At 70.7% G+C, this 22712-nt stretch carries 25 protein-coding genes and 1 pseudogene (1 of these 26 only partly in view); 9 read left to right on the top strand and 17 right to left on the bottom strand.

Annotated features, from left to right (window positions below; genetic code table 11):
* The 4 genes in view from EI73_RS09525 to EI73_RS09510 are tightly spaced (at most 46 nt apart) and all read left to right on the top strand, a layout consistent with a single transcriptional unit that may run on beyond the window.
* Positions 1–169 carry the final stretch of a metallophosphoesterase gene (locus EI73_RS09525; protein WP_034386222.1) on the top strand. Its footprint begins 584 nt before the window's first position, so the window shows 169 of its 753 coding nt (coding positions 585–753); its start codon lies off the left edge, out of view; the stop codon is at positions 167–169.
* 34 nt (positions 170–203) lie between these two features.
* The gene (locus EI73_RS09520; protein ID WP_034386220.1) at positions 204–1145 is read left to right on the top strand and encodes a DNA polymerase III; all 942 of its coding nucleotides are present in this window, start codon (positions 204–206) and stop codon (positions 1143–1145) included.
* 44 nt (positions 1146–1189) lie between these two features.
* A complete protein-coding gene (locus EI73_RS09515) occupies positions 1190–1849 on the top strand; it encodes an MBL fold metallo-hydrolase (protein ID WP_034386218.1) in 660 nt (219 codons plus the stop codon).
* A gap of 46 nt (positions 1850–1895) precedes the next feature.
* The gene (locus EI73_RS09510) at positions 1896–2570 is read left to right on the top strand and encodes a DUF2270 domain-containing protein (RefSeq protein WP_034386215.1); all 675 of its coding nucleotides are present in this window, start codon (positions 1896–1898) and stop codon (positions 2568–2570) included.
* Here the strand turns inward: EI73_RS09510 and EI73_RS09505 are convergent.
* Genes EI73_RS09505 through EI73_RS09495 form a run of 3 tightly spaced genes read right to left on the bottom strand, consistent with a single transcriptional unit; the run spans position 2549 to position 4608 of the window.
* Positions 2549–3361 (bottom strand): CDP-alcohol phosphatidyltransferase family protein, encoded by an 813-nt coding sequence (locus EI73_RS09505; protein ID WP_034386212.1) that lies wholly within the window; start codon positions 3359–3361, stop codon positions 2549–2551. The two genes, EI73_RS09510 and EI73_RS09505, sit on opposite strands and share 22 nt — an antisense overlap.
* A 9-nt stretch (positions 3362–3370) precedes the next feature.
* Positions 3371–3727: a hypothetical protein gene (locus EI73_RS09500; RefSeq protein ID WP_034386210.1), complete on the bottom strand. Its 357-nt coding sequence runs from the start codon at positions 3725–3727 to the stop codon at positions 3371–3373.
* Entirely contained in the window at positions 3724–4608 is an 885-nt protein-coding gene (locus tag EI73_RS09495; RefSeq protein ID WP_034386207.1) for a hypothetical protein, read from the bottom strand. Before EI73_RS09495 ends, EI73_RS09500 begins: the two co-directional genes overlap by 4 nt.
* Positions 4609–4781: 173 nt before the next feature.
* Between EI73_RS09495 and EI73_RS09490 the strand changes: the two genes are divergently transcribed.
* Positions 4782–5552 (top strand): APH(3') family aminoglycoside O-phosphotransferase, encoded by a 771-nt coding sequence (locus EI73_RS09490; RefSeq protein ID WP_034386205.1) that lies wholly within the window; start codon positions 4782–4784, stop codon positions 5550–5552.
* Positions 5553–5601: 49 nt separating this feature from the next.
* On the opposite strand, the gene EI73_RS16315 is transcribed toward EI73_RS09490, so the two are convergent.
* Positions 5602–5751, bottom strand: coding sequence for a hypothetical protein (locus tag EI73_RS16315; protein ID WP_156103508.1), 150 nt, complete (start codon positions 5749–5751; stop codon positions 5602–5604).
* Between the two features lie 183 nt (positions 5752–5934).
* Here EI73_RS16315 and EI73_RS09485 point away from each other — a divergent pair, with 183 nt between their 5' ends.
* Both EI73_RS09485 and EI73_RS09480 read left to right on the top strand, forming a co-directional pair.
* Positions 5935–8157 carry an MMPL family transporter gene (locus tag EI73_RS09485; RefSeq protein ID WP_034386202.1) on the top strand — a complete coding sequence of 741 codons (2223 nt, stop codon included), beginning with the start codon at positions 5935–5937 and terminating at the stop codon, positions 8155–8157.
* A gap of 94 nt (positions 8158–8251) precedes the next feature.
* Positions 8252–8470: a hypothetical protein gene (locus EI73_RS09480; RefSeq protein WP_034386199.1), complete on the top strand. Its 219-nt coding sequence runs from the start codon at positions 8252–8254 to the stop codon at positions 8468–8470.
* 34 nt (positions 8471–8504) lie between these two features.
* Here the strand turns inward: EI73_RS09480 and thrB are convergent, their stop codons facing one another.
* Positions 8505–9413 (bottom strand): homoserine kinase, encoded by a 909-nt coding sequence (thrB, locus tag EI73_RS09475; RefSeq protein WP_034386197.1) that lies wholly within the window; start codon positions 9411–9413, stop codon positions 8505–8507.
* A 79-nt stretch (positions 9414–9492) separates the two neighbouring features.
* Positions 9493–10530: a threonine synthase gene (thrC, locus tag EI73_RS09470; protein ID WP_034386194.1), complete on the bottom strand. Its 1038-nt coding sequence runs from the start codon at positions 10528–10530 to the stop codon at positions 9493–9495.
* A 331-nt stretch (positions 10531–10861) separates the two neighbouring features.
* Between thrC and EI73_RS09465 the strand changes: the two genes are divergently transcribed.
* Positions 10862–11131 carry a GlsB/YeaQ/YmgE family stress response membrane protein gene (locus tag EI73_RS09465; RefSeq protein ID WP_034386191.1) on the top strand — a complete coding sequence of 90 codons (270 nt, stop codon included), beginning with the start codon at positions 10862–10864 and terminating at the stop codon, positions 11129–11131.
* Positions 11132–11225: 94 nt separating this feature from the next.
* On the opposite strand, the gene EI73_RS09460 is transcribed toward EI73_RS09465, so the two are convergent.
* Complete coding sequence (locus EI73_RS09460) at positions 11226–11741, bottom strand: GNAT family N-acetyltransferase (protein WP_034386189.1); 516 nt, start codon at positions 11739–11741, stop codon at positions 11226–11228.
* Positions 11734–12639: a carbon-nitrogen hydrolase family protein gene (locus EI73_RS09455; RefSeq protein WP_034386187.1), complete on the bottom strand. Its 906-nt coding sequence runs from the start codon at positions 12637–12639 to the stop codon at positions 11734–11736. Before EI73_RS09455 ends, EI73_RS09460 begins: the two co-directional genes overlap by 8 nt.
* A gap of 211 nt (positions 12640–12850) precedes the next feature.
* Between EI73_RS09455 and EI73_RS09450 the strand changes: the two are divergent.
* Positions 12851–13719: pseudogene (locus EI73_RS09450) on the top strand (metalloenzyme domain protein).
* Positions 13720–13908: 189 nt separating this feature from the next.
* On the opposite strand, the gene EI73_RS09445 reads toward EI73_RS09450, so the two are convergent.
* The 9 genes from EI73_RS09445 to EI73_RS09405 are packed head-to-tail and all read right to left on the bottom strand — an operon-like array spanning position 13909 to position 22707.
* Positions 13909–14514, bottom strand: a complete 606-nt coding sequence (locus EI73_RS09445) for a phosphoribosylanthranilate isomerase (protein ID WP_034388019.1) — start codon at positions 14512–14514, stop codon at positions 13909–13911.
* 2 nt (positions 14515–14516) lie between these two features.
* Positions 14517–14759: a hypothetical protein gene (locus tag EI73_RS09440; RefSeq protein ID WP_034386184.1), complete on the bottom strand. Its 243-nt coding sequence runs from the start codon at positions 14757–14759 to the stop codon at positions 14517–14519.
* A 4-nt stretch (positions 14760–14763) separates the two neighbouring features.
* Positions 14764–15855 carry a nicotinate-nucleotide--dimethylbenzimidazole phosphoribosyltransferase gene (gene cobT / locus EI73_RS09435; RefSeq protein WP_034386183.1) on the bottom strand — a complete coding sequence of 364 codons (1092 nt, stop codon included), beginning with the start codon at positions 15853–15855 and terminating at the stop codon, positions 14764–14766.
* Positions 15845–16393, bottom strand: coding sequence for a bifunctional adenosylcobinamide kinase/adenosylcobinamide-phosphate guanylyltransferase (cobU, locus tag EI73_RS09430; RefSeq protein WP_034386182.1), 549 nt, complete (start codon positions 16391–16393; stop codon positions 15845–15847). Before cobU ends, cobT begins: the two co-directional genes overlap by 11 nt.
* Entirely contained in the window at positions 16390–17775 is a 1386-nt protein-coding gene (locus EI73_RS09425; RefSeq protein ID WP_034388016.1) for a cobyric acid synthase, read from the bottom strand. Before EI73_RS09425 ends, cobU begins: the two co-directional genes overlap by 4 nt.
* A 7-nt stretch (positions 17776–17782) precedes the next feature.
* On the bottom strand, positions 17783–18796 hold the full coding sequence (locus EI73_RS09420) for a histidinol-phosphate transaminase (RefSeq protein WP_034386179.1): 1014 nt from the start codon (positions 18794–18796) through the stop codon (positions 17783–17785).
* Entirely contained in the window at positions 18789–19709 is a 921-nt protein-coding gene (gene cbiB, locus EI73_RS09415; RefSeq protein ID WP_051935467.1) for an adenosylcobinamide-phosphate synthase CbiB, read from the bottom strand. The genes EI73_RS09420 and cbiB overlap by 8 nt, the downstream gene beginning before the upstream one ends.
* Positions 19706–21031 carry a cobyrinate a,c-diamide synthase gene (locus tag EI73_RS09410; RefSeq protein ID WP_034386177.1) on the bottom strand — a complete coding sequence of 442 codons (1326 nt, stop codon included), beginning with the start codon at positions 21029–21031 and terminating at the stop codon, positions 19706–19708. Before EI73_RS09410 ends, cbiB begins: the two co-directional genes overlap by 4 nt.
* On the bottom strand, positions 21028–22707 hold the full coding sequence (locus tag EI73_RS09405) for a VWA domain-containing protein (RefSeq protein ID WP_034388011.1): 1680 nt from the start codon (positions 22705–22707) through the stop codon (positions 21028–21030). Before EI73_RS09405 ends, EI73_RS09410 begins: the two co-directional genes overlap by 4 nt.
* Positions 22708–22712: the final 5 nt, after the last annotated feature.

Below are 22712 nucleotides of genomic sequence, written 5' to 3'. Positions count from 1 at the left end.
CGGTCAGCCCCGAGACGGGAACCCTCAGGCCAGCTACGCCCTCTATGACAGCGTGCGCGGTTCCTTCGAAGTGGTTCGGGTGCCCTATGATGTGGCACGCACCCAGGAGGCGATCCTCGCCGCCGGGTTGCCGCCGGTGCTGGCCGCGCGGCTCGCCATTGGAAAGTGAAGGGGCCAGGCCCGCTTCCCGCCGTTCTTTCTCCATGACCCTTCCCTCCACCACGCTCCTCCACGGCCCACTGCTCGAACAGACGAGCGGCTTTCGCGGCAATGCCCTGCTGCTGACCGGCCCGGCGCGCGTCGGCAAGCGGGACGTGGCGCTGGCGGTGGCCGCGCAGCACAACTGCACGGGCACGCGCGGGATGTACGGCGAAGCCTGCGGCCATTGCCCGTCCTGCCGCGCCTTGGCGGCGGGAAGCCATCCTGACCTGCTCATCGTCGAGCCGCGGACGATCACCGCGACGGGCAAGGCCGCGCGGCGCAAGGTGATTCCCATCGGTGCCATCCTGGAAGGGCGCGACAAGAACCGCGAGTACGAGAGGCACGTTTTCGAGTTCCTGGAACTCCGGCCCACCTTCTCCCGCCGCGTGGTGGTGGTGGACGGCGCGGAGCACCTGGGGCAGGAGGCCGGAAACGCCCTGCTGAAGCTGGTGGAGGAGCCCCCGCACGGCGCCCTGTTTATCTTCCTGGCCGAGGACCGCCGTTCGGTCCTGCCCACCATTCAAAGCCGCAGCGTCTGCCTGAGCGTCACACCTGCGCCCGACCGGGCCATCGAACGGACCCTGGCCCTCTTCGGCGAAGCCCCCGACCCGGAGCTGATCGCCTTTGCCGCTGGACGGGCCGGCGTGCTCGCCGCACGAGAAGCGGTGCGAGCAGCGCTGACCGACGCCGCCGAGTTGACGGCCGCCGCCGAGCGGAGCCTGCTCAGCGCCCTGGAGGCCGCCGAGGCCCTAGAAAAACGCTGGGACGCCGCCTGGCACCCCGAGGCCCTGCGTTTCGCCTGGCGCACGCGCCCTTCCCAGGAACGCGCGCGGGCCGACGCCGCCCTTGAAGCCCTGCAAGCCGCTCTGGAAGCCTATGCGAGCCCCAGCCTGAGCTTTCAGGTGTTCGCCCTGAACCTGCGAGCAGCCTTTGGGGAGGGGTAAGCAGGGGGATTCAGCCGGTCTCCTTTCCGCTCTACACTCCCGCCATGACCAAGGCGCGAGAACATGGCTCTGCCCGGATATGGACCCTGCCGACCGGGGCGATTCAGGAAAACGCGGTGCTGGTGGCCGCCCCGAACGGCGAAGGCTTCCTGATCGACCCCGGCGACGACGCCGAAGCGCTGCTGGCCCTGGTGCAGCAGGCGGGGGTGACCGTGCGGGCGATTCTCCTCACCCACGGCCACTTCGATCACATCGGGGCCGTTCAGCCCACTCGGGAGGCGTTGGGCGTGCCGGTGTACCTGCATCCAGCAGACCTGCCGCTCTACCGTCTGGGTGCGGCGGCGGCGGCGCGTTGGAACCTGCCCTTCACGCAGCCTGCCGACCCGGACGGAACAATCGCGCAGGGCCAGGTCTTTTCCGCTGGAAAGCTGCGTCTGACCGCGCGGGAACTGCCGGGGCACTCGCCGGGGCATGTGGTGTTCGTGGCCGAGACGGAACAACTGCCGGGGTTTGTGGTGGCGGGCGACACGCTCTTTCAGGGCAGCATCGGGCGCACGGACCTGCCCGGCGGGAACCACCCGCAGCTGATCGAGGGGATCCGGCGCGAGCTGCTGAGCCTGCCGGACGAGACGGTCATCTACCCGGGCCACGGCGCGGCCACCACCGTGGGGGCTGAGCGGCGCAGGAATCTTTTCCTGCGGTAACCACGCGGGTTTACCCTAAACGCATGACGTACGCGGAGGTGGCTTGATGCCTGGAAGCGGCGGCGGAGCGGGGGCCGTGCTGGACCAGACCCTGACAGAGCTCAGTTACAGCACCAATACCGCCAACGCCCTGATTCACCTCTACCGCGCGGAGGTCGGCAAGATGACGGCCTACCGCCAGCGCCTCGACATGACGACCAACTGGTCGGTGGTCACCACAGCAGGTCTAGCGAGTTTCGCGCTGGGGGATCCGAACAACAGCCACGCCACCTTCCTGTTTGCCATGTTCATGAACTACTTCTTCCTGCGGCTGGAAGCCCGGCGGTTCCGCATCTACGAGGTGGCACACCACCGGGTGCGGATCATGGAGCGCTTCTTCTTTCCAGCGATGCTGGGCGATAGGGTGGATGCCAACTGGCACCAGCTTCTGCTGGCCGAACTCGCCAAGCCGCGCAGTCCCATGAGCCGCGCGGACGCGCTGGGATGGCGACTGAACCGCAACTACCTGTGGATCTACGCGGCGGTTCTCCTCGCGTGGTTTGCCAAGCTCGACCTGGCTCAACCCAAGGGGTGGATCCTGGAATTTCCCGAGGCCTTTGCCCTGGCGGACATCGGCAACTTTCCCGGCTGGCTGGTCTTTTTAGGAGTCTTTGTGTTCTACGGGTATCTGGTGACGCTGGCGGTGCGGGCGGCGCGAGCTTACCCGCTGGAAGAGGGGTAGGCGAGTGTGAGGGCGCTGGCCTCTGCGCGCACCCTGCGCTCCCGCCACGCCTGCACGCCCACCAGCAACAGCACCTGGGCAGGCAGACTCCACAGGTATACGCGTGGCCGCCCCCCCAGCAGACAGGCACCCAGCACCAGCAGCTGGGTGCTGAGGCCGAGGTTGACGGCCACCGCATTCACCGCGCGGGGGGTATAGGCGCGGCGATCGGCGGGAGTCGGCGCTCCGCCCGTCACCGCCCGCAACCGCTCCTCAAAGAGGGCATTCAGCAGCCGTTCCTGCGGGGCGAAGTAGAGGGCATAGACCAGCTTCAAGGCGGCAAGCACTCGGGGGTTGTCTCCCCCTTGGGCGGGAGGCTCGCGAAAGACTTCGCCCCGCGCCGCGCGGTGGTCGCGTTCCCAGAGGTAATCCACCGTGAGGATCAGGCTTTGGAGCAGGGTGAGCGGCACGCCCCAGCGCCCAGCGAGGCCCACCAACACGGCGGCGTTGACCACAACGTCCATCTCTGAGTCAAGGTAGCGGCCCGTCTCGGTGGTCTGCTTGGTGGCCCGGGCCAGTTGCCCGTCGAGGTTATCGAGCAGCGTCTTGACCTGCAGCAGCAGGCCGGGCGTCACGCGGTGGCCGCGCCGCAGCAGCACCCCGGCCAGCACACCCAGGGCGGTGTGGGTCAAGACGACGGATGGCGGACTCACCCGGCGGCGGGCCAGGGGAGGCACCAGACGCTCCGCCAGGGGCCGAAAGAGGCTCTCGGCGGCCCACTCGCGGGCAGGGCGGGCCTTGCCGTGGGTCATGACCGCGCTCTAGCGCCGCCCCCCGCGCGGCGGCGCTTTGCGAACGCCCGCGTAACGGTGGCGTTCCCGGCGGCGCTCGGCGCGGGTCTGCGCGCGGCTTTTTCCCCGCGTCTGGTCCGCCAGGCGGCGCGGCACAAAGGAATCCACCGTCAGGAAGCGAAAGAGTGGGAGATACAGCAGCAGCACAAAGATCAGCGTGCCCCACCAGGTATCGAGGTAAGGCCCCAATCCGGCAAGGCGCAACAGCCCCGAAAGCAGGGTGGCCAGCACGGTAAACACCAGCACCCGGAGCAGGAGACGGCCCAGTTTTCGGCCCGTGAAGCCCGGCTCGGGGTCGGGCGTCATCAGCCAGCGCCAGAGCTTCAAGCGTCCTCCCCGGCGGGGCGGGCCGTGGCCCCCAGGGTCAGGCGGTCACGGAAGGCTTTGAGCTCTGGCCACTCCGTCTGCCCCGCGTCCACATCGATCACCAGGGCAGGCTTGTGGGTCAGCGCGGCAAGCCGCGTGAGGGCAGCGCGGTGCGCCCCGTCACGGGCGGGCGCGGCAAACAGGACCCCCCGCACCGCACTCTTGCTGTCCAGCAGCTTCAGCGCCCCGAACAGCGCCTTTTCGCCCGCCGGGGCCGCTTCTGCCCGCTCCAGCCTGGCCCCGCGCGCCGCCACCTGCGCGGCAGGCAGGTCAGAAGCGTAGACGCCATGCAGACCCAAAGCCTCCAGCGCGGCCCGCAGGCCAGCGCTGAGGTCCGAATCAGCGAGCAGCGCGCGCGGCCCGATCACCGCCACCGTCACCCGCGAGGCACGGCTCAGGGGGGGCATCTCCTCGCGCTTTTCGGCCGCCAGGGGCTTGACGCGCTCCAGGGCCAGCCGTACCCGACCGGGATTGCGGGTCAGCCGCTGCCCCAGCTCCGCAGCTGCCTTGGCCATCGCCTCCCCGCCGTCGGGAACCGCGATCAGCGGCGGCAGGCTGCTGATGCGCCGGGGTAACAACTCCGTGAGGGCTTCGCCCCAGGCGTCATCCGCCACCGGCAGAGTCTGCGGAATCAGCACCGCGTCTGTCCGCGCAAGTTCTAGCACGCGCCCAAGCGCGAGCTGCACCTGCACGGGCTCCCCCGGCAGGCTCGCTTTGCCCAGCGCCAGGGCCTCTGCGGCAGGCAGCGCGGGCTGCACCACCTCCACCCCGAGTTCCTTGAGGAAAGCTGCCCAGTACTGCCCGTACCGTGCGCCCAGCGAATCCAGCAGACCGACCTTCATCGGGGGCAGTCTACAGGGCCAGGGACACCCCATGCGGCCCGGTGGGCGGTCCATCTCCCCCTTTCCTTTGGAGCGCAGGGCTGAACACGGTGCATCTCTTCAGGCCGTCCTCTGCGGCAAAGACGGCCGCCGGACACGCCGCCCGCTCGTGCGCGACGCCCTATCCTGCCCGCATGACTGCTGTGCTCCCCGAATCCCTTCGCCGCGTGCTCCCCGCTGCCCGTTGGGAGGCGGTGACCACAGGAAGAAGCGGCGCGGAGGTATGGCGCTCGCAGAGATACGTGGTCAAGGTGCAGGCGCGCGGCGGCCTGCCGGTGAGCACCCTCCTGCAGGAGCGCGAGCGGCTGCGCTGGCTGTGGAGAAGGGTGCCGGTACCGGCCGTGGTCGGGTACGAGGTGACCCCCACGCACGAGTACCTCGCCCTGTCGCGCCTGCCCGGCATTCCCATGAGCCACCCGGACGCAGCGCTCCACCCCGAGCGCGTCACGGACCTGTTGGCCCGCGCCCTGCGCGAGCTGCATGCCCTCCCAGTGCGTGAGTGCCCCTTCAACATGTCGCTCCCCGTCACCCTGCGCCTGGCCCGCGAGCGCGTGCAGGCCGGGGTGGTGGACGAGAGCGATTTCGACGAGGAACGGCAGGGCCGCAGCGCCGCCGAGCTCCTCAGCGAACTCATCCGCACCCGTCCCGAGACGGAAGACATCGTCGTCACGCACGGCGACGCTTGCCTGCCGAACGTGCTGCTGAACGGTGAGTACGTGGAGGGCTTCGTGGATGTGGGCCGTGCGGGCCTGGCGGACCGGCACGCCGACCTCGCGCTCGCCTGGCGCAGCCTGCGGCACAACCTGGGACCGGAGCACGCCGAGCGGTTCCTCGACCTCTACGGGCGCGCGCTGGTGGACGAACGCAAGCTGGCCTACTACCGCCTGCTGGATGAGCTGTTCTGAGGCGGGCGCCGCCAAGGGAAGACGCTCTCGCCTCAGAGGGCTTTTGCCGTCAGTGACGGACGAACAGGGGGTACAGCAGCTTCCGCACGCCCGAGCTGGGCGCGGCACCCCGCCACAGCCGCTCGCGGGCCGCGACCGCGTGCAGTTCCTCCAACCTCCACTGGGCGCTGTCGTGCTGGACGTCGTACTGGTGCTGCATGGTCTTCCCCCTCCTGACAGCCTTCAGGAAAGCCTGGCTAGGCGTCTCCTGCGGAAGCGGCGAGCCGTCTGCCCCCTGCCCTCACGGTAGGGGGCGGAGAGAGGCGGGCGCGTCGTGCGAATGACGCAGGTGGGGTAAGCGACCTGGACAGGGTGAGCTTCCTCGGCGTGCTCTACTTTTTCCGTGCGCGCCCTTGCCCCGCTCGTGACCCGCCACCCGCACCTGGTGCTGCTGCTGTGGGCACTGCTGGCCCTGCTGAGCGCCTCCCCGGCGTCGCTCGCGCCGGGACGCCTCAGCGCCAACCCCGGGGATCTGAAGCGTGCCGAGAGCACCCGCGTCACCACCCTGCTGCGCGAACGCTTCGGGGAAACGGACACGAACACCGCCCTGCTGGTCACCCGACATCACCCGCCCCTCACCACAGCGGAGGGCCAGGCCACCTACGACCGCTTCATCGCCGGGCTGGAGACCGTGCCGGGCGTGACCCGTGTGCTGCGGGCCGGGGCACAGGGTGTGGTGCCCACCGTGAGTGAGGACGGCACCCTGGCCCTGACGGTGGCGCAGATTCCGCTGCTGGAGGGGGCCACACCGACCCTCGCCCGCGTGCGGGCCTACGCCGCTGCGGCGAAGTCTCCGGCACTTGACGTACGGGTGACGGGCGGGCAGGCCATCGCGGACGACTTCACCGCCTTGGCCGAGAGCGACACCAAACGCAGCGAGTTCGCCGCGCTGCCCCTCACCGGCCTGGTGCTGCTGGGCGTCTTCGGGGCGCTCGTCGCCACGGGACTGCCCCTCGTGGTGGGCGTGCTGAGCATCACCGTGGCGATGGCGGGCCTGTACGGCCTGACCCGGGTGACCGAGGTGAGCACCTTTGCACAGAGCGTGATCACCATGCTCGGCCTGGGGGCGGGGATCGACTACGCCCTGCTGATGGTCAACCGCTTTCGCGAGGAGCTGCGCCGCGACGGGAACGCGCGGGCGGCGGCGGCACGGACCGTCCTCACCGCGGGCCGCAGCGTGCTCCTGAGTGGCCTGACGGTGGCCATTGCGATGGCCTCCCTGGTGCTTCCACCCATCGCCTTTGTGCGCTCGATGGGCCTGGGCGGGGTGCTGACCGTGCTGCTCACCGTGCTGGCCAGCATCACGGCGCTGCCCGCACTGCTGGCCCTGCTGGGCGAACGGGTGAACAGTCCCCGCCTGCTGAGCCTCACCTGGAGTCAAAACGCGCAGGCCTCCGCCGCCTGGACCGCCTTCGCTCGGCGGGTCACGGCGCGGCCCGGCTTGGCCGCCCTCCTGGGCACCCTCTTCCTGCTGGGGCTGGCCCTTCCCGCTCGGCAGATGCAGACGGGGTACGCGGGTGCCTGGGGGCTCACGCCGGGGGTGGAGAGCCGGGACGCCCTCACCGACGTGCGCCGCCTGGGCGCAGGAGGCCTCCTGAGCCAGTTCGAGGTGATTCTCGACCTGGAGGGGAAGCGGTATGGGCCAGAGGACCGCGCCCGCTTTCAGCAGGTCGTGGGTGAGCTGCGCGCGCTGCCCGGAGTGCAGACGGTCATCAGCCCCTTTCTGACCCCGGCGGACCTGCGCGGCGAGCTGGGCGCCGGGGGAACAGACGCGCTCGCGGCCCTGAACCTGCTCACCCGGCGCTCCTTCAGCGCAGACCGCACCCTGCTGCGGGTGACCGTTGTGCCGAATACGCCCCTGCGCGCGGACGAGATCGACCCTTTCGAGACACGGCTGCGCGCGGCGCTGGCGGGCTCGGGCTTCCGTTTCCTGCTGGGTGGGGCCCCCGTAGGCGAGCGCGAGTTCAGCCGTGCCCTCACGAACGCGCTGCCCCCCGCTGTTCTGACGGTCTTTGCGGCAACCTTCCTGCTGCTGATGGTCGCCTTTCGCAGCCTGCTGGTGCCCCTCAAGAGCATCGTGATGAACGCCCTGACGGTGGGTGCAGCCTACGGCGTGGTGACCCTGGTGGTGCAGGGGGGCTTTCTGGCCGGGCCGCTGGGTATTCCGCAGGACGTGGGCGTGCTCGACGCTAGCCTGCCCCTGATCCTCTTCGCGGTGATGTTTGGCCTCAGCATGGACTACGAGATTTTCCTGCTCTCGCGCGTGCACGAGGAGGTCTTGCAGGGCCATCCCAACGACGAGGCGGTCGTGCGGGCCGTCGGGCGCACCGCCCGCATCATCACGTCGGCGGCGCTGATCATGTTTATCGTCTTCTGTGCCTTTATGGCCGGCCGCGTCGTCGCCAACAAGAGCATCGGTCTGGGCCTGGCGGTCGCCGTCGCCCTGGACGCCACCCTCGTTCGCCTGGTGCTCGTGCCCGCCTTTCTCAAACTGGCTGGAAAGTGGAACTGGTGGCTCCCGGTCTGGCTTGACCGCCTCCTGCCGTCCGTGCGCGTAGAGCACTAGGGATCGGGCCTGCCCCGGAAAGACAGGGGTAAGAAAAGGAGGCTTAAGTTGAAGGAGGCCCATCAGAAGATCAGAACCACTCCCCGGAGGCGCGATGCTGACCGTAAACCTTCACCTGTGTAACGGCGACGTGGTGACCCTCGACATGACCCCCACCCAACGCGACCGCCTCAGCCGTACCCTCAACCAGGCCGCCCTTCCGACCACACCCTTCGAGATCGCGGTGAACGGCTGCAACCTGGCGATTCCCTGGCGCTCGATCAGCTATCTCTCCACTCGGCCAGCCTCCCCAGCTCAGCCGGCCGCAGGCTAGCGCACAACCCCCTCGGGGCCTGAGACACCAGGGCTTAACACTCCCGCTTCACCACGGTTCCCCCCGTCTCCACCGGGAGATCCAGAATTCGCCCCGTCAACCCGTTGCGGCGCATGACACCCCGAAGGTAGGTGTGCAGGCGCGCCGTATCCTCACGGGTGTCATGAAAGCACAGCACGGTTGGTCCTGCGCCGCTCAGCGCGGCTCCCAGGGCACCATGACCAGTGGCTTCCTCCAGAATGTCACTCAGGCCGGGCACCAGCGGCGCGCGCCAGATCTGGTGCAGGTAGTCCTGCATCGCGTGCCGCAGCAGGTCCAAGCGGCCCTGACTGAGGGCAGCGGCGAGCAGCGCGGCGTGTGAAAGGGCGTGGACGGCGTCGGCCCGGCTGTATTCCTGAGGCAGCACGGCACGGGCTTTGCTGGTGCTGAGCTCAAAGTCAGGAATCAGGACGGTGACGCCAAGGTGTGCGGGCGGGTCAAGGCGGACGTAGTGCGTGCCCAACTTGTCCAGCGTGGCGACCACGATCCCGCCCAAAAGGGCCGGGGCGACGTTGTCTGGGTGCCCCTCTTCCCGCGCGGCCACGTCCAGTACCTCCGCCTCGCTCAGGGGTCGTCCCAGCAGCTCATTGCCGGCGACGATCCCCGCGACGAGCGCCGCCGCACTCGACCCCAGCCCGCGCGCGAGCGGCACCTCGGTCGTGATCTCCACGCGGGCGGGAGGCAGGGGCTGACCGGCCCGTTTTGCGGCGAGCGTCATCGCTCGGTACACGTAGTTGCGCTCGTCGGCCGGTGTACCCGCCAGCTCCGAGCCCAGCGGGACGATCTCCGTTCCCGCCTGCGGCGTGATCCGCAGGGTCGTCCAGAGGGGCAGGCTTAGGCCCAGGCTGTCAAACCCCGGTCCCAGATTGGCGCTGGAGGCGGGAGTACGGACCGTCAAGGTCATGCGTGAGCCTCCGCGCGGCTGGAGCCCAGGCGCCGGAAGGGCTGTGCGCTGGCGACCCGTCTCCTCATGCCGCTCGCCGTCACAACACGCTCTCCAACACCCGCTCCATGCTCGCCTCCACCGCCGCCGGGGCCTCTACGGCGTGCAGGGCCGCGTTGGGATCCTTGAGGCCGTTGCCGGTGAGGACGGCCACCACCGTTTGGCCCGGCGTGAGCCTCCCCGCCGCGTGCAGTTTCAGCAGCCCGGCGACCGGCGTGGCGCTGGCAGGCTCGCAAAACACGCCCTCCTGCGCAATCAGGTTGTAGGCGTGCATGATCTCGTCGTCGGAGGCCAGGTCAAAGAGGCCACCCGACTCGCGCACAGCAGCGCGGGCGAGGTCGGCGCTGGCCGGATTGCCGATGCGGATGGCCGTGGCGATGGTTTGCGGCTCGTCCACGATGGCGTTGCGGACCAAGGGCGCCGCGCCTTCCGCCTGAAAGCCCCACAGGCGGGGCAGGGTGCTGCTCCGGCCCGCCTCGGAGTACTCACGAAAGCCCATCCAGTACGCGCTGATGTTTCCGGCGTTGCCCACCGGAATGGCGAGGATGTCGGGCGCGCGCCCCAGATCGTCGACGATCTCAAAGGCTCCGGTCTTCTGTCCCTGGAGGCGATAGGGATTGACCGAGTTCACCAGCGCGATGGGGTGCTTGGCGCTGATCTGCCGCACCAACCGCAGGGCCGCGTCAAAGTTCCCGTTGATCGCCACGACGCGCGCGCCGTAGGCCATCGCCTGCGCGAGCTTGCCCAGGGCGATCTTCCCATCGGGAATCAAGACGATGCACTTCAGGCCCGCGCGGGCGGCGTAGGCGGCGGCGGCGGCGCTGGTGTTGCCGGTGCTGGCGCAGATGATGGTGTCTGCCCCGTCCTCCACCGCCTTGGCGACCGCCATCACCATGCCGCGGTCTTTAAAGCTCCCCGTGGGGTTGAGGCCCTCGTACTTCAGATACAGGTCGACGCCCAGCCGCTCGCTCAGCCGCGGCGCGGAAATCAGCGGCGTGCTGCCCTCGTGCAGGCTGAGGGGGGGCGTGCGGTCGGTCACGGGCAGGTACTCGCGGTAGCGTTCAATCAGTCCGGGCATGCGGGGTTCCTCCGCGGCCCCTCAGTCCCGAGCAGGCTGGGCCTGGAGACGGGGCCGGTCCGGCTCATCCTACCGGCCTCCCCCGCCGCCGCCGCCGGGGAGGTAAGACAGGCTGCGCCCGCTGCCCAGCCGTCAGCCGTTGATCAGACATGAGAAGAGAGCGGCCCGTTTCTAGAGCGGGAATTGAAGCCGAATTCGCGGGACATCCATCCCGTCTTGGTTCACCCTTGAGAAGGTAGGGCAAGCCACACTGCGGCGAACCGCCGAGTTTCATTGTGCGCCTAAAGCAACGGACACACCGTTGAAACTCAACGTCCTGGAGGGAGAAACTATGAGTTGGATCATCCTTATTCTGGTCGGTGCCCTGTGTGGTTGGCTCGCAAGCTTGATCATGAAGACCGACGCCCAGCAGGGCGCGGTCGCCAACATCCTGATCGGCATTGTGGGCGCACTCCTGGCCCAGTGGATCTTTGGTGGCCTGCTTGGGATCGGCAGCGCCGAGGTCGCGGGAAGCGGCTTCAGCTTCTGGAGCATCATCTGGGGCATCGTGGGCAGCGTGGTGCTGATCGCCATCCTCAAGGCGCTGCGCATCCTGCGTTAACGCAGCCTTGTCAGCAACACCGGGCTCCTTTCCCAGGAGTCCGGTGTTTGCTTTGGTGGGGGAAAGGGGAACAGGGCCCATCCGTCCCCGGCGTTCAGAGCCGCAGAATCAGGTGGTGCTCGGCGTACCGCTGCCCGTTCGCGGCCTGAACGGCGTCCGGTTGCGTGCCCCACACCTGAAAGCCGTGCCGCTCGTACAGGCGGCGGGCGGGGTGCTGCGTTTCCATCACCGCGAGGTGCAGCGAGGTCACGCCCTCCCAGGTCCGCACGTGGGCGATCCCCGCCCGCAGCAGGGCGTCTCCGCACCCCCGCCCCCGGGCCTCCGGCTGCACCGACACGCCGAAGATGCTGGCGCGGTGCCTGAGGGCGGCCCGCTCCTCCCGCACGATGGTCAGGAGGCCAACCAATTCACCGGCCACGAACGCACCGAAGGTGACGGCGTCGGCGCGGGGCTCCAGCTGGGCAGCCACCTCTGTCAGGGGCCGCCCGGCGAATTCGGCAGCGGTGGTGATAAAGGCGAGCGGGTCGGTCTGCAACGCCCGGAGACGCACCTCGCGGTAGGCGGGCGCATCGGCGGCGGTCAGGACGCGGACGGTGGCGGCTTCAGGCACGGACGGCCTCACCCAAGGTCACAACTTCTGCCGGGCCGGGGCGCGTCTCGCTGGCGGTGCGGTCACGCCAGTTCAGCACGTGGCCGTCCTCGCGCACCTGCCGGATGAGGGTGAGGTCGAGATCGGTGACCAGCCAGCCCGGTTGCCCCCAAGCCCCCTCGGCGATCAGGCCCGTCTCGGGAAGGCCGCCATCGGCGGGGGCGTACACAGCCGCCTGCCCCACCGCCTGCTCGACGGCATAGGTCCAGTCGGCATCCGCGAGGAGAGGGGCGTGGACCGCGTAGATCTGGTTTTCCAGCGCGCGGGCCATGCTCCCCACTCGCACGCGGGTATAGCCGGACCGCGCGCCCGTAAAGGACGGCACCACCAGCACCTCGGCTCCCCCCTCGGCCAGCCGCCGGGCCAGCGTGGGAAACTCGCTGTCGTAGCAGATGGCAACGCCGAAGCGCACCCCGAACAGCTCAAACACACGGGTGCCCGCTCCCGGCGAGATCAACCACTCCTCGGCCTCAAAGCGGGTCATCAGCAGCTTGTCCTGGTGGCTCTGCTGGCCGTCCGGGCCAAACACATAGGCGCGGTTCACAAAGCCTTCTCCCTGCGCCACCGGGAAACTTCCCGCCACGATGCCAACCCCGTGCTCACGGGCAAGGCGGGCGTGCAGGGTGAGAAAGTCCGGCAAAAAGGCCTGCAGGGCCGGGCGCATCCCCAGGATGTCGTGGTGCAGCTCGCGGGGCAACAGGCTGATCAGTTCCAGCGAGGCGTACTCCGGAAACACCAGCAGCCCCGCGCCCCTTCCCGCTGCCTCCGCCACCCAGGCCGTCACCTTCGCCTCATAGGCACGCTTGTCCGGGTGGACATCCACCGGATACGCCGCCGCCGCCACACGCAAGACCGTCATGGGAACGAGTGTAGCGGCCTCCTTCCACGCGCTGGGCTCTCCCTCGCCTCCCTGGTGTTCGTGGCCCTGGCCTTTTTCGTGGGCGGGATGGACGCGAGGGGGGAGGGGATCAGCCCTCAGCAGGAAAAAGATGCCTCGGCAACGGCCGGGGCCTTTTTGTTTGTTCTGCTGACTGCTGACGGCTGACCGCTGGCCGCTCTAGAGTCCCCCCATGACCGGACTGGTGTGGCTTGCGCTCGACGGCGTGGGCCACCCGCAGGACGCGCCGCGGGAGTCGGTGTGGGAGGCAGAACTGCCGGTGCTGCGGGCGCTGGTGGAGGGGGCCACGCGCTGGACGCGACGCTGGGCGTGCCGGGGCTGCCGCAGTCGGGCACCGGGCAGGCGTGCTGGCTGACCGGGCAGGACGCGGTGCGCCTGATGGGCGAGCACTTCGGGCCGTACCCGGGGCCTACCCTGCAACGGCTCCTGCGCGCCGAGGCGCTTCCGGGGCGGCTCGCGCAAGCTGGGGGAAGGGTCGCCCTGGCGAACCACTATCCGCCTGCCTACTTTGCGGCGCAGGCTCGCCGCCCCCGTATGGGCTGCTTTCCCTACTCGTTTCAGGCTGCGGGTCTTCCCCTCAATCCGCCCGCTGTTCCTCCGGTTTCCCCCACGCTTGGTCTAGGCTACGCCGAACCCTGGCCGGAGCAGACCTCCCTGGCGGAGGTGGCGCGGCTGGGCGAGGCGCTGGCCAGGGCTGCCCGCGCGTATGACCTCCTCGTCTGTGACCTGTGGTTCGGAGATCACCTGGGGCACCGGGGCCGTGAGCTCCTCTCCCCGGAGGTTCACCGGGCCGGTGCCGCCTACCTGCAACGGGTGGACGCTCTCCTCAGCGGCCTGCTGGAGGCGGGCGCACGCGCCGTGCTCAGCAGCGACCACGGGAACCTGGAGAATCTGCGGATCAAGACCCACACGGCCGCTCGGGTGCCCTTTGCCGGGGTGGGCATCAACCTACGAACTCCGCAGAATGTGGTGCAGGGCGGGCAGATCATCGCCCACTCGCTGGGCCTGGCCGAGAACAGCGGCGGCAACGAGAAAAGGTAACGCAGGGCAGGAGTTATCCACAGGGTTATCCACAGCTGGTGTGGATAACTCCTGGGTGAGCCTGCTGCTTCCGCCCAGTGCCAGTGCTCTTTTTGGTGTGTCAGACGCTCTTTTTTGGAAGCCTCTGCGGCAGGGGGCTCGACCGTGGAGTTATCCACAGGAGCAGGTTTCACTGTGGATAACTCGTTTTCACGCCTGCCGCGCCGCCCGCACAAAGGCCCGGACCCGCTCTGGATCCTTGATGCCGGGCTCCTGCTCGAGGCGGCTCACGGCATCGACACCGGCAGGTGACAGCACCCGAATGGCCTCGGCCACATTCGCTGGCCCCAGTCCTCCCGCCAGCCAGGCTCCTGCCGGAACCCTCTCCCGCAGCGCCAACCAGTCGAGCGGTACACCGCTCCCCGGTTCCGGCGCGTCGAGCATGGGCGTGACTCCAGGCCAGCCCAGTGTTTCCAGCACGTCCTCCCGCCGCAGGTCAGCGGGGCTCAGAACGCGCAAGACGGGATAATAGCGGGCGACTTCCCGCACGTAAACCCCCGGGCAGTCCCCGTGCAGCTGCACGGCGCTCACCCGCGCCGCCTCGGCCGTTCGCAGCACCTCGTCCAGCGGCTGATTCAGAAAGACGCCGACGCGCCCCACCGCTGGACCCACCCGCAGCCCTGCTTCCCGCGCCACCTGTGGCGAGACGAGACGCCGACTCACCGGGGCGAAGATAAACCCCAGGGCGTCTGCACCCGCTTCGGCTGCCAGCAGGGCGTCACGAACCGAGGTCGTCCCGCAGACCTTGACCCGCACGCTCAAGGCCGCGCCTCCAGGGCCGCCACCCGCGCTTCGAGGTGACGAACACGCCGGGTCAGTGCCAGCAGCAGCAGGGCGTAGTGGTCGTACAGCTTGGGGCGTTCCATCCGGATCTCACCGGACATCCAGTCCAGAAGGAGGCGCTCGGCCTCGCGCAGCACCTCCTCATCGGGCACGTCACGGAAATTCCGCTCGCCCAGAATGGCGCGGGCAAAGTTGAGTTCGCGGTCAGAGGCTGGCATGGCTCTATTGTGCCGAAGTCACCTCGCTCCCCGGCACCCCGGCCTCCGCAAAGGTCCGCATCTCGCGCAGAGTGGCGGCGGCCGCGAGCAGCAGGGGCGCGGCCAGGACGCCCCCGGTGCCCTCGCCCAGGCGCAGGCCCAGGCGAAACATCGGTTTGAGGCCCAGGTGCGCGAGCTGCGCGCCGTGGCCAGCCTCGGCACACTCGCCCGCCGGAAACAGGAAGTCGCGCAGGAATGGGGCCAGGGCCACGCCGATCAGGGCCGCTGCCCCCTCCACGAAGCCGTCAAGGATCACGGCCCGGCGCAGGGCGGCTCCCTGGAGCATCATCCCCAGCATCGCCGCGATCTCGAAGCCGCCCAGGTCGGCGAGCACGCCCAGGGGATCGGCGGGTGTGCTCGCCTGCCGCTCCAGTGCCGCCCGCACGGCGGCCACCTTGCGCCCCAGCGCCGTGTCGTCCACCCCGGTGCCCCGGCCCGTCACCCTGGCTGGATCGAGGCTCAGCATCCGGGCGGTAATCGCGGCGGCGGGCGTGGTGTTGCCAATCCCCATCTCGCCGGGAACGAGGAGGTCAGCCCCCTCCTCCACCGCGCGGCGGGCGAGGGCCGCACCCGCCAGCACGAGGGCTTCTGTCTCAGCGCGGGTCATGGCCCCCTCGCGGCGCAGATCGCGGGTGCCGCGCCGCAGCGCCGCCCGCACCAGCCGGGGGTGATCGGGGAGGTCGGCGTTCACCCCCGCGTCCATCACGTAGACGCGGGCCCCCACGGTGCGGGCGATCGCGTTGACGGCGGCGCCGCCCGGCCCGGCGGGGGTGTCGGCCAGGAAGTTCGCCACCATCGCGGGCGTCACCTCGGGGGGATAGGCGCTGACGCCCGCCGCCGCAACGCCGTGGTCTCCGGCAGCCACGAGCACGGCCACACCGCGTGGATGGGGCCGGGGGCTTCCCAGAACCCCGCTGAGACGAATGGCCAGGTCTTCGAGGTCACCCAGCGCCCCAGCGGGTTTGGTGAGCTGGGCCTGGCGCTCCCGGGCGGCCTGCATGGCGGCGGAGTCGGCAGGACGAATGGCGGCGATCAGGGCGGCAAGGTCAGGGTGCATAAGGCTCCTTTTGCAGGGGGAAAAGCGGCGCGGGGTTGAGCTGGAGGGGCAGGCCGCTCAGCAGCAGCCAGGCTTCGTCGCTGGCGGCGGCCGCCTTTTGATTCACCCAGCCCAGCAGGTCGCGGTAACGCCGCGCGAGGGCATTGTCCGGAACGATCCCGAAGCCCACCTCGTTCGTCACGAGGACGGTGAGACCGGGCCGAGCACGGGCGGCGGCAAGCAGGGCATCGGCACGGGACAACACCGCCGCGTCGGGAAGGTCCGCGAGCAGCAGGTTGCTCACCCACAGGCTCAGGCAGTCGAGGAGGACCGTGGGGGTGGGGGCGGCCTGTAGGGCGGCGGGCACGTCCAGCGGCTCTTCAGCCGTGAGCCAGGAGGCTGGGCGGTCCGCGCGGTGGCGGGCGATGCGTTCCGCCATCTCGGCATCCAAGGCCTGGGCAGTGGCGAGGTAGGTGACCTCCGCACCGGCCGCGGCAGCGCGGCGCTCGGCAAAACGGCTCTTGCCGCTGCGGGCACCACCCGTCACGAACACGATCACAGCAGCCCCCGCACAAAGTCCCAGTCCAGGCTGGCCCGCACCCGCTCGGCGATGGCGTCAAGGCGCGCGTCCAGGCTGGGGAGGGGCGTGGGCGGCGTGAGACCCGCCCAAGCCAGGAAGCGTTCGAGGTAGGCCGGATGTTCAAGCAGGCCGTGCAGGTACGTGCCGCGCACGTTGCCGCTTCGCCACAGCTGCCCCGGCACGAGTTCTTGCACCCCCGGGCCGCTCACCGTCTGCCCGTGGTGAATCTCGTAGCCGGTGAGGCGCAGGCCGGTTTCGGGATCGGTGCAGGCCGTCAGACGGGTGGTTTTGTCCGGCGCGAACTCGGTCTCCAGGTCAAGGAGGCCCAGGCCAAGCACCTCTCCCCCGCCTTCCACCCCGTGGGGATCGCGGATGCGGCGGCCCAGCATCTGGAGGCCGCCACACACGCCCAGCACCGGCGTTCCCGCCTGCGCCGCGCGGGTCAGCGCCCCCGCCAGTCCGCTTGCCCGCAACCAGGCGAGGTCGGCGGCGGTGCTCTTGCTCCCGGGCAGGATGATCGCGCGGGCCCCTGCCAGCTCGGCAGGCGTGCTGACCCAGCGCGCGAGAGAACCGAGGGGAGCAAACTCGTCCAGGTTGGACACCCGCGGCAGGCGGGCGAGGGCCACAAAGCCGTCCTCTGCGGTGCTGGGCCGGTCTTTCAGGGCCACCCCATCCTCTTCTGGAAGGGGGATGTCCAGCAGGGGAACCACGCCCACGGTGGGGACGCCGGTCTGCTCTTCGAGCCACGCCGGGGCGGGGGCAAGAAGCGCCGGATCGCCCCGGAAGCGGTTGAGGAGAAAGCCCTTGAGGTGGGCGCGTTCCTCTGGCGTCAGGCAGTGCCAGGTGCCCAGCAGGTGGGCAAAAGCGCCCCCCCGATCGATGTCGCAGGCGAGGAGAACCGCAGCCCGCGCCTCGCGCGCCACCCGCATGTTCACGATGTCGGAGGCGCGCAGGTTGACCTCGGCGGGGCTGCCCGCCCCCTCGATCACGACGGCGTCGTACTCCGCAAGGAGGCTCTGCAGCGCCTCCCGCACGTGGGGCCACAGGTGCGCCTTGCGTTCGCGCCAGCCCAGGGCGGTGAGGCCAGCGTCCGCGCGGCCCAGCAGCACGACCTGCGAGCGGGTGTCGGCCTCGGGCTTGAGCAGGACCGGATTCATCCGCACGTCGGGCACCACCCGCGCGGCCTGCGCCTGCACGAGCTGAGCGCGGCCCATCTCCAGCCCCTGGGGCGTCACCCCCGCGTTGTTGCTCATGTTTTGTGCCTTGAAGGGGGCCACCCGGCAGCCCTCGTTCGCCAGCAGGCGGCACAGCGCCGCCGTGAGATAACTCTTGCCCGCGTGGCTGGTGCAGCCCTGAATCATGATGGCTTTACCCACAGCATTCCTCCTGGACCTCCAGCAGAGCGTCCACCAAGCGCCCATTCTCCTCCGGCCGCCGGGTCGCCACCCGCAGGCGGTCGGGGAAGCCGTAGCTGGTGCAGTCGCGCACCCGCACGCCGCGCGCGAGGAGCGCCGCAGCTCCCCGCGCGGCGTTCCCCACGGTCAGGGTGAGGTAGGGCGTGCCGTGATGTTCCACCGGGCCCAGCGGGGCGAGGGCGGCGGCCAGCGCCCGCGCGTCGCGGGCCACGCGCGGCAGGGTGCGTGTCAGAAAGGTGGCGGCCTCCGGCAGCGCCGCAAGCACCGCCGCCGTGCCCGCGGGCAGGTGCCAGGCGGGGGCGAGGTTATCCAGCCGGGCCACCACCTGCGGCGCGGCAAGGGCGTAGGCAGGACGTACCCCCACCAGGCCGTGGGCCTTGCCGGGGGACAGGACCCGAACCACTCCCGGGTGACGAGGCGGGGGAGGCGCGCCAGTAAAGGGCGCATAGGCCTCGTCCACGATGAGGAGAGCCCCGCTGAACAGGCAGCGCTCGGCCAGCGCCCGCAGCTCGGCGGCCCCCAGCGCGTGCCCGCTGGGATTGTGGGGGTGACCCACGTACACCAGGCGCACGCGGGGCGGCAGAACGGCCGGAGCTCCTGCCACCACCTCCACCCGTGCACGGGCCAGAGCGGCGGCACGGGCGAGCTCGCCAAAGGGGGCGTGCACGCTGAGCAGGCTTCCGCCAGCGGGCAAAAAGGCGCGCACCAGGCGGTGCAGCAGGTCCGAAGCGCCCACGGCGAGGGCCACCTCGTCCGGCGTGACGCCGTGCCCGGCGGCGAGGCGCTCGCGCACCGCTCGGTAGGTCGGGTCAGGGTAGTGGGCATGGTCGGCGCGGCGAGCGGCCCGCAGCAGGTGGGGGTTGGGGCCGTAGGGATTGGTGTTCACACTGAAGTCGAGGCCATCAAAGGGCTCGGAGGTGGGCCCGCCGTGGGGAGAACGGGGGAGCAGGGGTGGCAACTCAGCCACGGCGTCTCCCGGGAAACACGAGGGCCACGAGGGCCAGCGTCAGGGTCCAGCGGGCCAGCCGGCGGGCGCGGGCGAGGTCGGCCGCGCCGGGAGGTCGCCCCCCGGCATTGAGAACGTACACGCCGCGCTTGTCGAGCCGCACACCAAGCGCCCCAGCAAAGGCGCTCATGGGGTGGCCCGCGTTGGGGCTGGGGGTCTGCCGGGCCTCCCGGCGCCACACCCGCCAGGCTCCGCGCGCGTCGAGCCCGGCAGGACCGGCGGCAAGCACCGCGCACAGGCCGGTCAGGCGGGCGGGGAGGAGGTTCAGTAGGTCGTCGGTGCGGGCCGCCAGCTTGCCCGCATGTTCCAGCTCCGGGGTGCGGTAGCCCCACATCGCGTCGGCGGTGTTCGCGTAGCGGTAGAGCGCCGCGAGGGGCAGTCCTCCCACCCGGAACCAGAAGAGCGGGGCGACCACGCTGTCACTGAGGTTTTCGGCCAGGCTCTCGATCGCTGCTCCGGCCACCTCCGGCGCGGTGAGGGCCCCGGGATCGCGGCTGACCAGGTGCCAGCCCAGCAGCCAGCGGGCCCGCTCCAGGTCGCCGGCTTCGAGCGCGGTCTCCACCGCGCGTGTCGCCTCAAAGAGCATCCGGCGCGCGAGGAGCGGCTTGAGCAGGGCGGCCTGCCACAGCCCGCCTCCCTGTTCAACCGGAAGCCGTGTCAGGCGCGTGCCCAGCAGCCCTGCTCCCACGGCCAGGGCCGCGCCCGCCCCCCAACCGAGCGCCCCCTCAGCGACCTGTCCGGCGGGCGTGGTTGCTCGCCAGCGCCGCCGCGCCCCCCGCAGCCAGCTCCCCATCCAAACCACCGGGTGCAGCCGGGGGGGCGGCTCGCCCAGCTGGTCGAGCAGGAGGGCGAGGAGAAGCACGCGGCCCCTCACCGGCAGGCCTCCACCAGCCGCTGCGCCTGTTCGGGGGTCGCGCCCCAGTGCAGGTGCAGGTAGCTCGCGAGGAGATTCCCCTCGGCGTAGCCCTCCTCCACGCGGGAGCCGCTCGCGTCCACCCAGGTGTAGGCGGGCCGGGTGGGCGGATGGGTCAGGACGCTGTGGTGAAACTCGTGCCCGCGCAGCACCGCCCCCGCCGGGGCGAGGGGCGAAGGCGCAAGCGCCGTCGCCTCGCGGTAGCCCAGGGTGAGGCGCGGGGCCATGCGGGTGCGGTAGGGAACGGCGCCGCACATCTCGAACGTGCGTCCCGCGGCGTCTTCCAGGGTCTCTCCCAGGTACATCAGGCCGCCGCACTCGCCGATCACGGGCCGCCCGCTCGCCGCAAAGGCCCGGATGGCCGCGCGCATGGAGGCATTGGCACTCAGCTCGGCCGCGTGCGCCTCCGGGTAACCGCCCCCCAGGAGTAGGCCGCTTGTCCCGGGGGGCAGGCCCGCGTCCCGCAGGGGGCTAAAGGGCACGAGCTCGGCCCCTGCCGCCCGCAGCTCGTCCAGGGCGTCGGGATAGTAGAAGTGAAAGGCCTCGTCGCGGGCGTAGGCGAGGCGCACGCGGGGCCCGCTTCGAACGGGCAGGGGCGGGGGCAGGGGCAGGGGCGGAGCGTCCGCCGCCGCAAGCAGCGCGCCGAGCTTCAGGTGACCCGCGAGGCGCCGCGCCTCCTCCTCGTTCCAGCTCGCCTGCTCGGCGCTCAGCAGGCCCAGGTGCCGCGCGGGCAGGTGCAGGGCTGCGTCCCGGGGCACAAAGCCGAGCACCGGCAGGTCAATCTGCGCGAGCGCCACCTCACACAGGGCGGCGTGCCGCTCTCCCGCCACCCGGTTGAGGATGACTCCCGCCACACGCAGATCCGGACCAAAGACGCGCAGGCCCTGCGCCACGGCGGCCACCGTACGGGCGCTTCCCGAAGCGTCGATCACCAGCACGACGGGTGCTTGAAGCAGGCGGGCGAGGTCAGCGGTGGAGTGGGCGTCGCTCGCGGGGTCGCGGCCGTCGTACAGGCCCATCACGCCTTCGAGCACGCTGATCTCCGCCCCGGCTGCCGCCCGCGCGAAGAGGGCGCGCAGGCGCTCGGGGGCCAGCAGGAAGGAGTCGAGGTTGCGAGCGGGCTGCCCCGCCGCGCGGCCGAGGTGGGTGGGGTCGAGGTAGTCCGGACCCAGCTTAAAGGGGGCCACGCGCAGGCCGCGGTGCCGCAGCGCGAGACAGAGCAGGGCGGCCACGGTGGTCTTGCCGCTGCCGGAATGTGGAGCGGCGAGGATGAGACGTTTCAAAGCGGGCCTCCCAGCGTGGCGACTTCGGCCCCCAGCGCCTGCGCGAGCCGCGCGGCGCGCTTCAGCCGAACATGCCCCGTCTCGGTATCCACGACCAGGGCGGGCACGCCGCGCAGGGCGCGGGCCATCTGAAGGGCCTCGGCCCAGGCGTCCCCGCCGGGCGTCAGGGGCACATTCGCCCGGCCATCGGTAAAGAGGACGAGTTGGGCCTTTGGCTCGCCCGCCAGCACGTCGGCGGCCAGCCTCAGCGCGTGCGCCAGGGGCGTGCGGCCCCCGGTGGGCGCGGCGGTGATGGCCGCCTCGGCCGCGGCGGCGTCTGTGGTGAAGTCCAGCACCAGGGTCGCCCCCACGCCCCGAAAGGTCAGCAGCGCTACGCGGTCACGCCGTCCCTGTTCACGCAGCACGTCCAGCATCGCCCCCTTGACGGCCCCCATGCGTTCGCGGGTGCCCATGCTGCCGCTCGCGTCCGCGACAAACAGCACGCGGCGGCCCGCCACCTCCTCCCGGAGGGGCGCGTGAAAATCCTCGCGGGTGAGGGTCAGCGGGCCGCTTCCCCTGCGGGTGAGGGCCGCCCGCAGGGTGGCGGGCACCGCCAGGGTGCTGGGGTGGGGATCAGGCACACTGCTCAGCACGCGGCCTGGTCTTCCCTCCCCCGGGAGGGCCCCCGCCGCGGGAACGGAGGGCAGGAGCAGCGGCGCCGCCTGCGGGGCGGGCGCGAGGACGTCCTCGGGCGTCTCCTGCGGGCCGGAGCCGTGGTGTTGGGATTCCTCCGGTGCGGGCGGCCGCTGTGCCGGCGGGGGCGGCGGCGGCGGCAAACGGGGATCGCGGCGGTGACTGAGAACCAGGGGCGCAACCCGCTCCAGGTCAGCCGTCTGGACCTCGCTGCGGCCCTCCAGCGCCGCCTGGGCGCGGGCCGCGCGGTAGAGCACGAGGTCAGCGCGCAGGCTGCGAACACCCGCCTCGGCGCTGAGGACGGCGATGCGGCTCAGCAGGGCCTCGGGAACCGTCACACCGGGCAGACGCTCGCGGGCCGCGGCGAGCCGGGCCGCCCAGGCCGCCTCCTCGGGCTGCCAGCGCTCGACAAAGGCGCAGGGGTCGGCCTCAAAGGCCACGCGCCGCCGCACGATCTCGGCCCGGGCCTGCGGGTCACGGGGCGCCTGCACGTCCACGCACAGGCCAAAGCGGTCGAGAAACTGCGGGCGCAGCGTTCCCTCTTCAGGATTCATGCTGCCCACCAGGGCGAGCCGAGCGGGATGTTCGGCGCTCAGGCCGTCACGCTGCACCCGGTTCACCCCCATCGCCGCCACGTCGAGCAGCACGTCTACCAGGTGATCGGCGAGCAGGTTGACCTCGTCGATGTACAGCACCCCGCCGTCCGCCGCGGCCAGAAGCCCCGGCTGAAGACGCAGTTCGCCCCGCAGCGCCGCCTCGAGGTCGAGGGTGCCCACCACCCGGTCCTCCGTGGCCCCCAGGGGCAGGTTGACAAAGGGGGCGGGCGTGCCGTCCGGACGGGGCGGCAGCAGGGCAGCCAGGCCACGCGCCGCCGTGCTTTTGGCCGCGCCCCGATCACCGCGGATCAGGACGCCGCCGATCTCGGGCGCGACCGCCAGCAGCGCGAGCGCGAGGTGCAGGTCAGGCTGATGCACGACCGCCGAGAAGGGATAGAGGGGAATCACCGCGA

The organism is Deinococcus sp. YIM 77859, from assembly GCF_000745175.1.
Taxonomy (GTDB): Bacteria; Deinococcota; Deinococci; order Deinococcales; family Deinococcaceae; genus Deinococcus.
This window is presented reverse-complemented; position numbering and strand designations above follow the sequence as displayed.

Bases quoted from the DNA above. Each gene is read 5' to 3' on its own strand.
- thrC (WP_034386194.1), bottom strand. From the start codon at position 10,530: ATGCCCGGACTGATTGAACGCTACCGCGAGTACCTGCCCGTGACCGAC.
- EI73_RS09465 (WP_034386191.1), top strand. From the start codon at position 10,862: ATGAGTTGGATCATCCTTATTCTGGTCGGTGCCCTGTGTGGTTGGCTC.
- cobT (WP_034386183.1), bottom strand. From the start codon at position 15,855: ATGCACCCTGACCTTGCCGCCCTGATCGCCGCCATTCGTCCTGCCGAC.
- EI73_RS09495 (WP_034386207.1), bottom strand. From the start codon at position 4,608: ATGAAGGTCGGTCTGCTGGATTCGCTGGGCGCACGGTACGGGCAGTAC.
- EI73_RS09480 (WP_034386199.1), top strand. From the start codon at position 8,252: ATGCTGACCGTAAACCTTCACCTGTGTAACGGCGACGTGGTGACCCTC.
- EI73_RS16315 (WP_156103508.1), bottom strand. From the start codon at position 5,751: ATGCAGCACCAGTACGACGTCCAGCACGACAGCGCCCAGTGGAGGTTG.
- EI73_RS09505 (WP_034386212.1), bottom strand. From the start codon at position 3,361: ATGACCCACGGCAAGGCCCGCCCTGCCCGCGAGTGGGCCGCCGAGAGC.
- thrB (WP_034386197.1), bottom strand. From the start codon at position 9,413: ATGACCTTGACGGTCCGTACTCCCGCCTCCAGCGCCAATCTGGGACCG.
- EI73_RS09440 (WP_034386184.1), bottom strand. From the start codon at position 14,759: ATGCCAGCCTCTGACCGCGAACTCAACTTTGCCCGCGCCATTCTGGGC.
- EI73_RS09425 (WP_034388016.1), bottom strand. From the start codon at position 17,775: ATGATTCAGGGCTGCACCAGCCACGCGGGCAAGAGTTATCTCACGGCG.
- EI73_RS09510 (WP_034386215.1), top strand. From the start codon at position 1,896: ATGCCTGGAAGCGGCGGCGGAGCGGGGGCCGTGCTGGACCAGACCCTG.
- EI73_RS09455 (WP_034386187.1), bottom strand. From the start codon at position 12,639: ATGACGGTCTTGCGTGTGGCGGCGGCGGCGTATCCGGTGGATGTCCAC.
- EI73_RS09520 (WP_034386220.1), top strand. From the start codon at position 204: ATGACCCTTCCCTCCACCACGCTCCTCCACGGCCCACTGCTCGAACAG.
- EI73_RS09490 (WP_034386205.1), top strand. From the start codon at position 4,782: ATGACTGCTGTGCTCCCCGAATCCCTTCGCCGCGTGCTCCCCGCTGCC.
- EI73_RS09515 (WP_034386218.1), top strand. From the start codon at position 1,190: ATGACCAAGGCGCGAGAACATGGCTCTGCCCGGATATGGACCCTGCCG.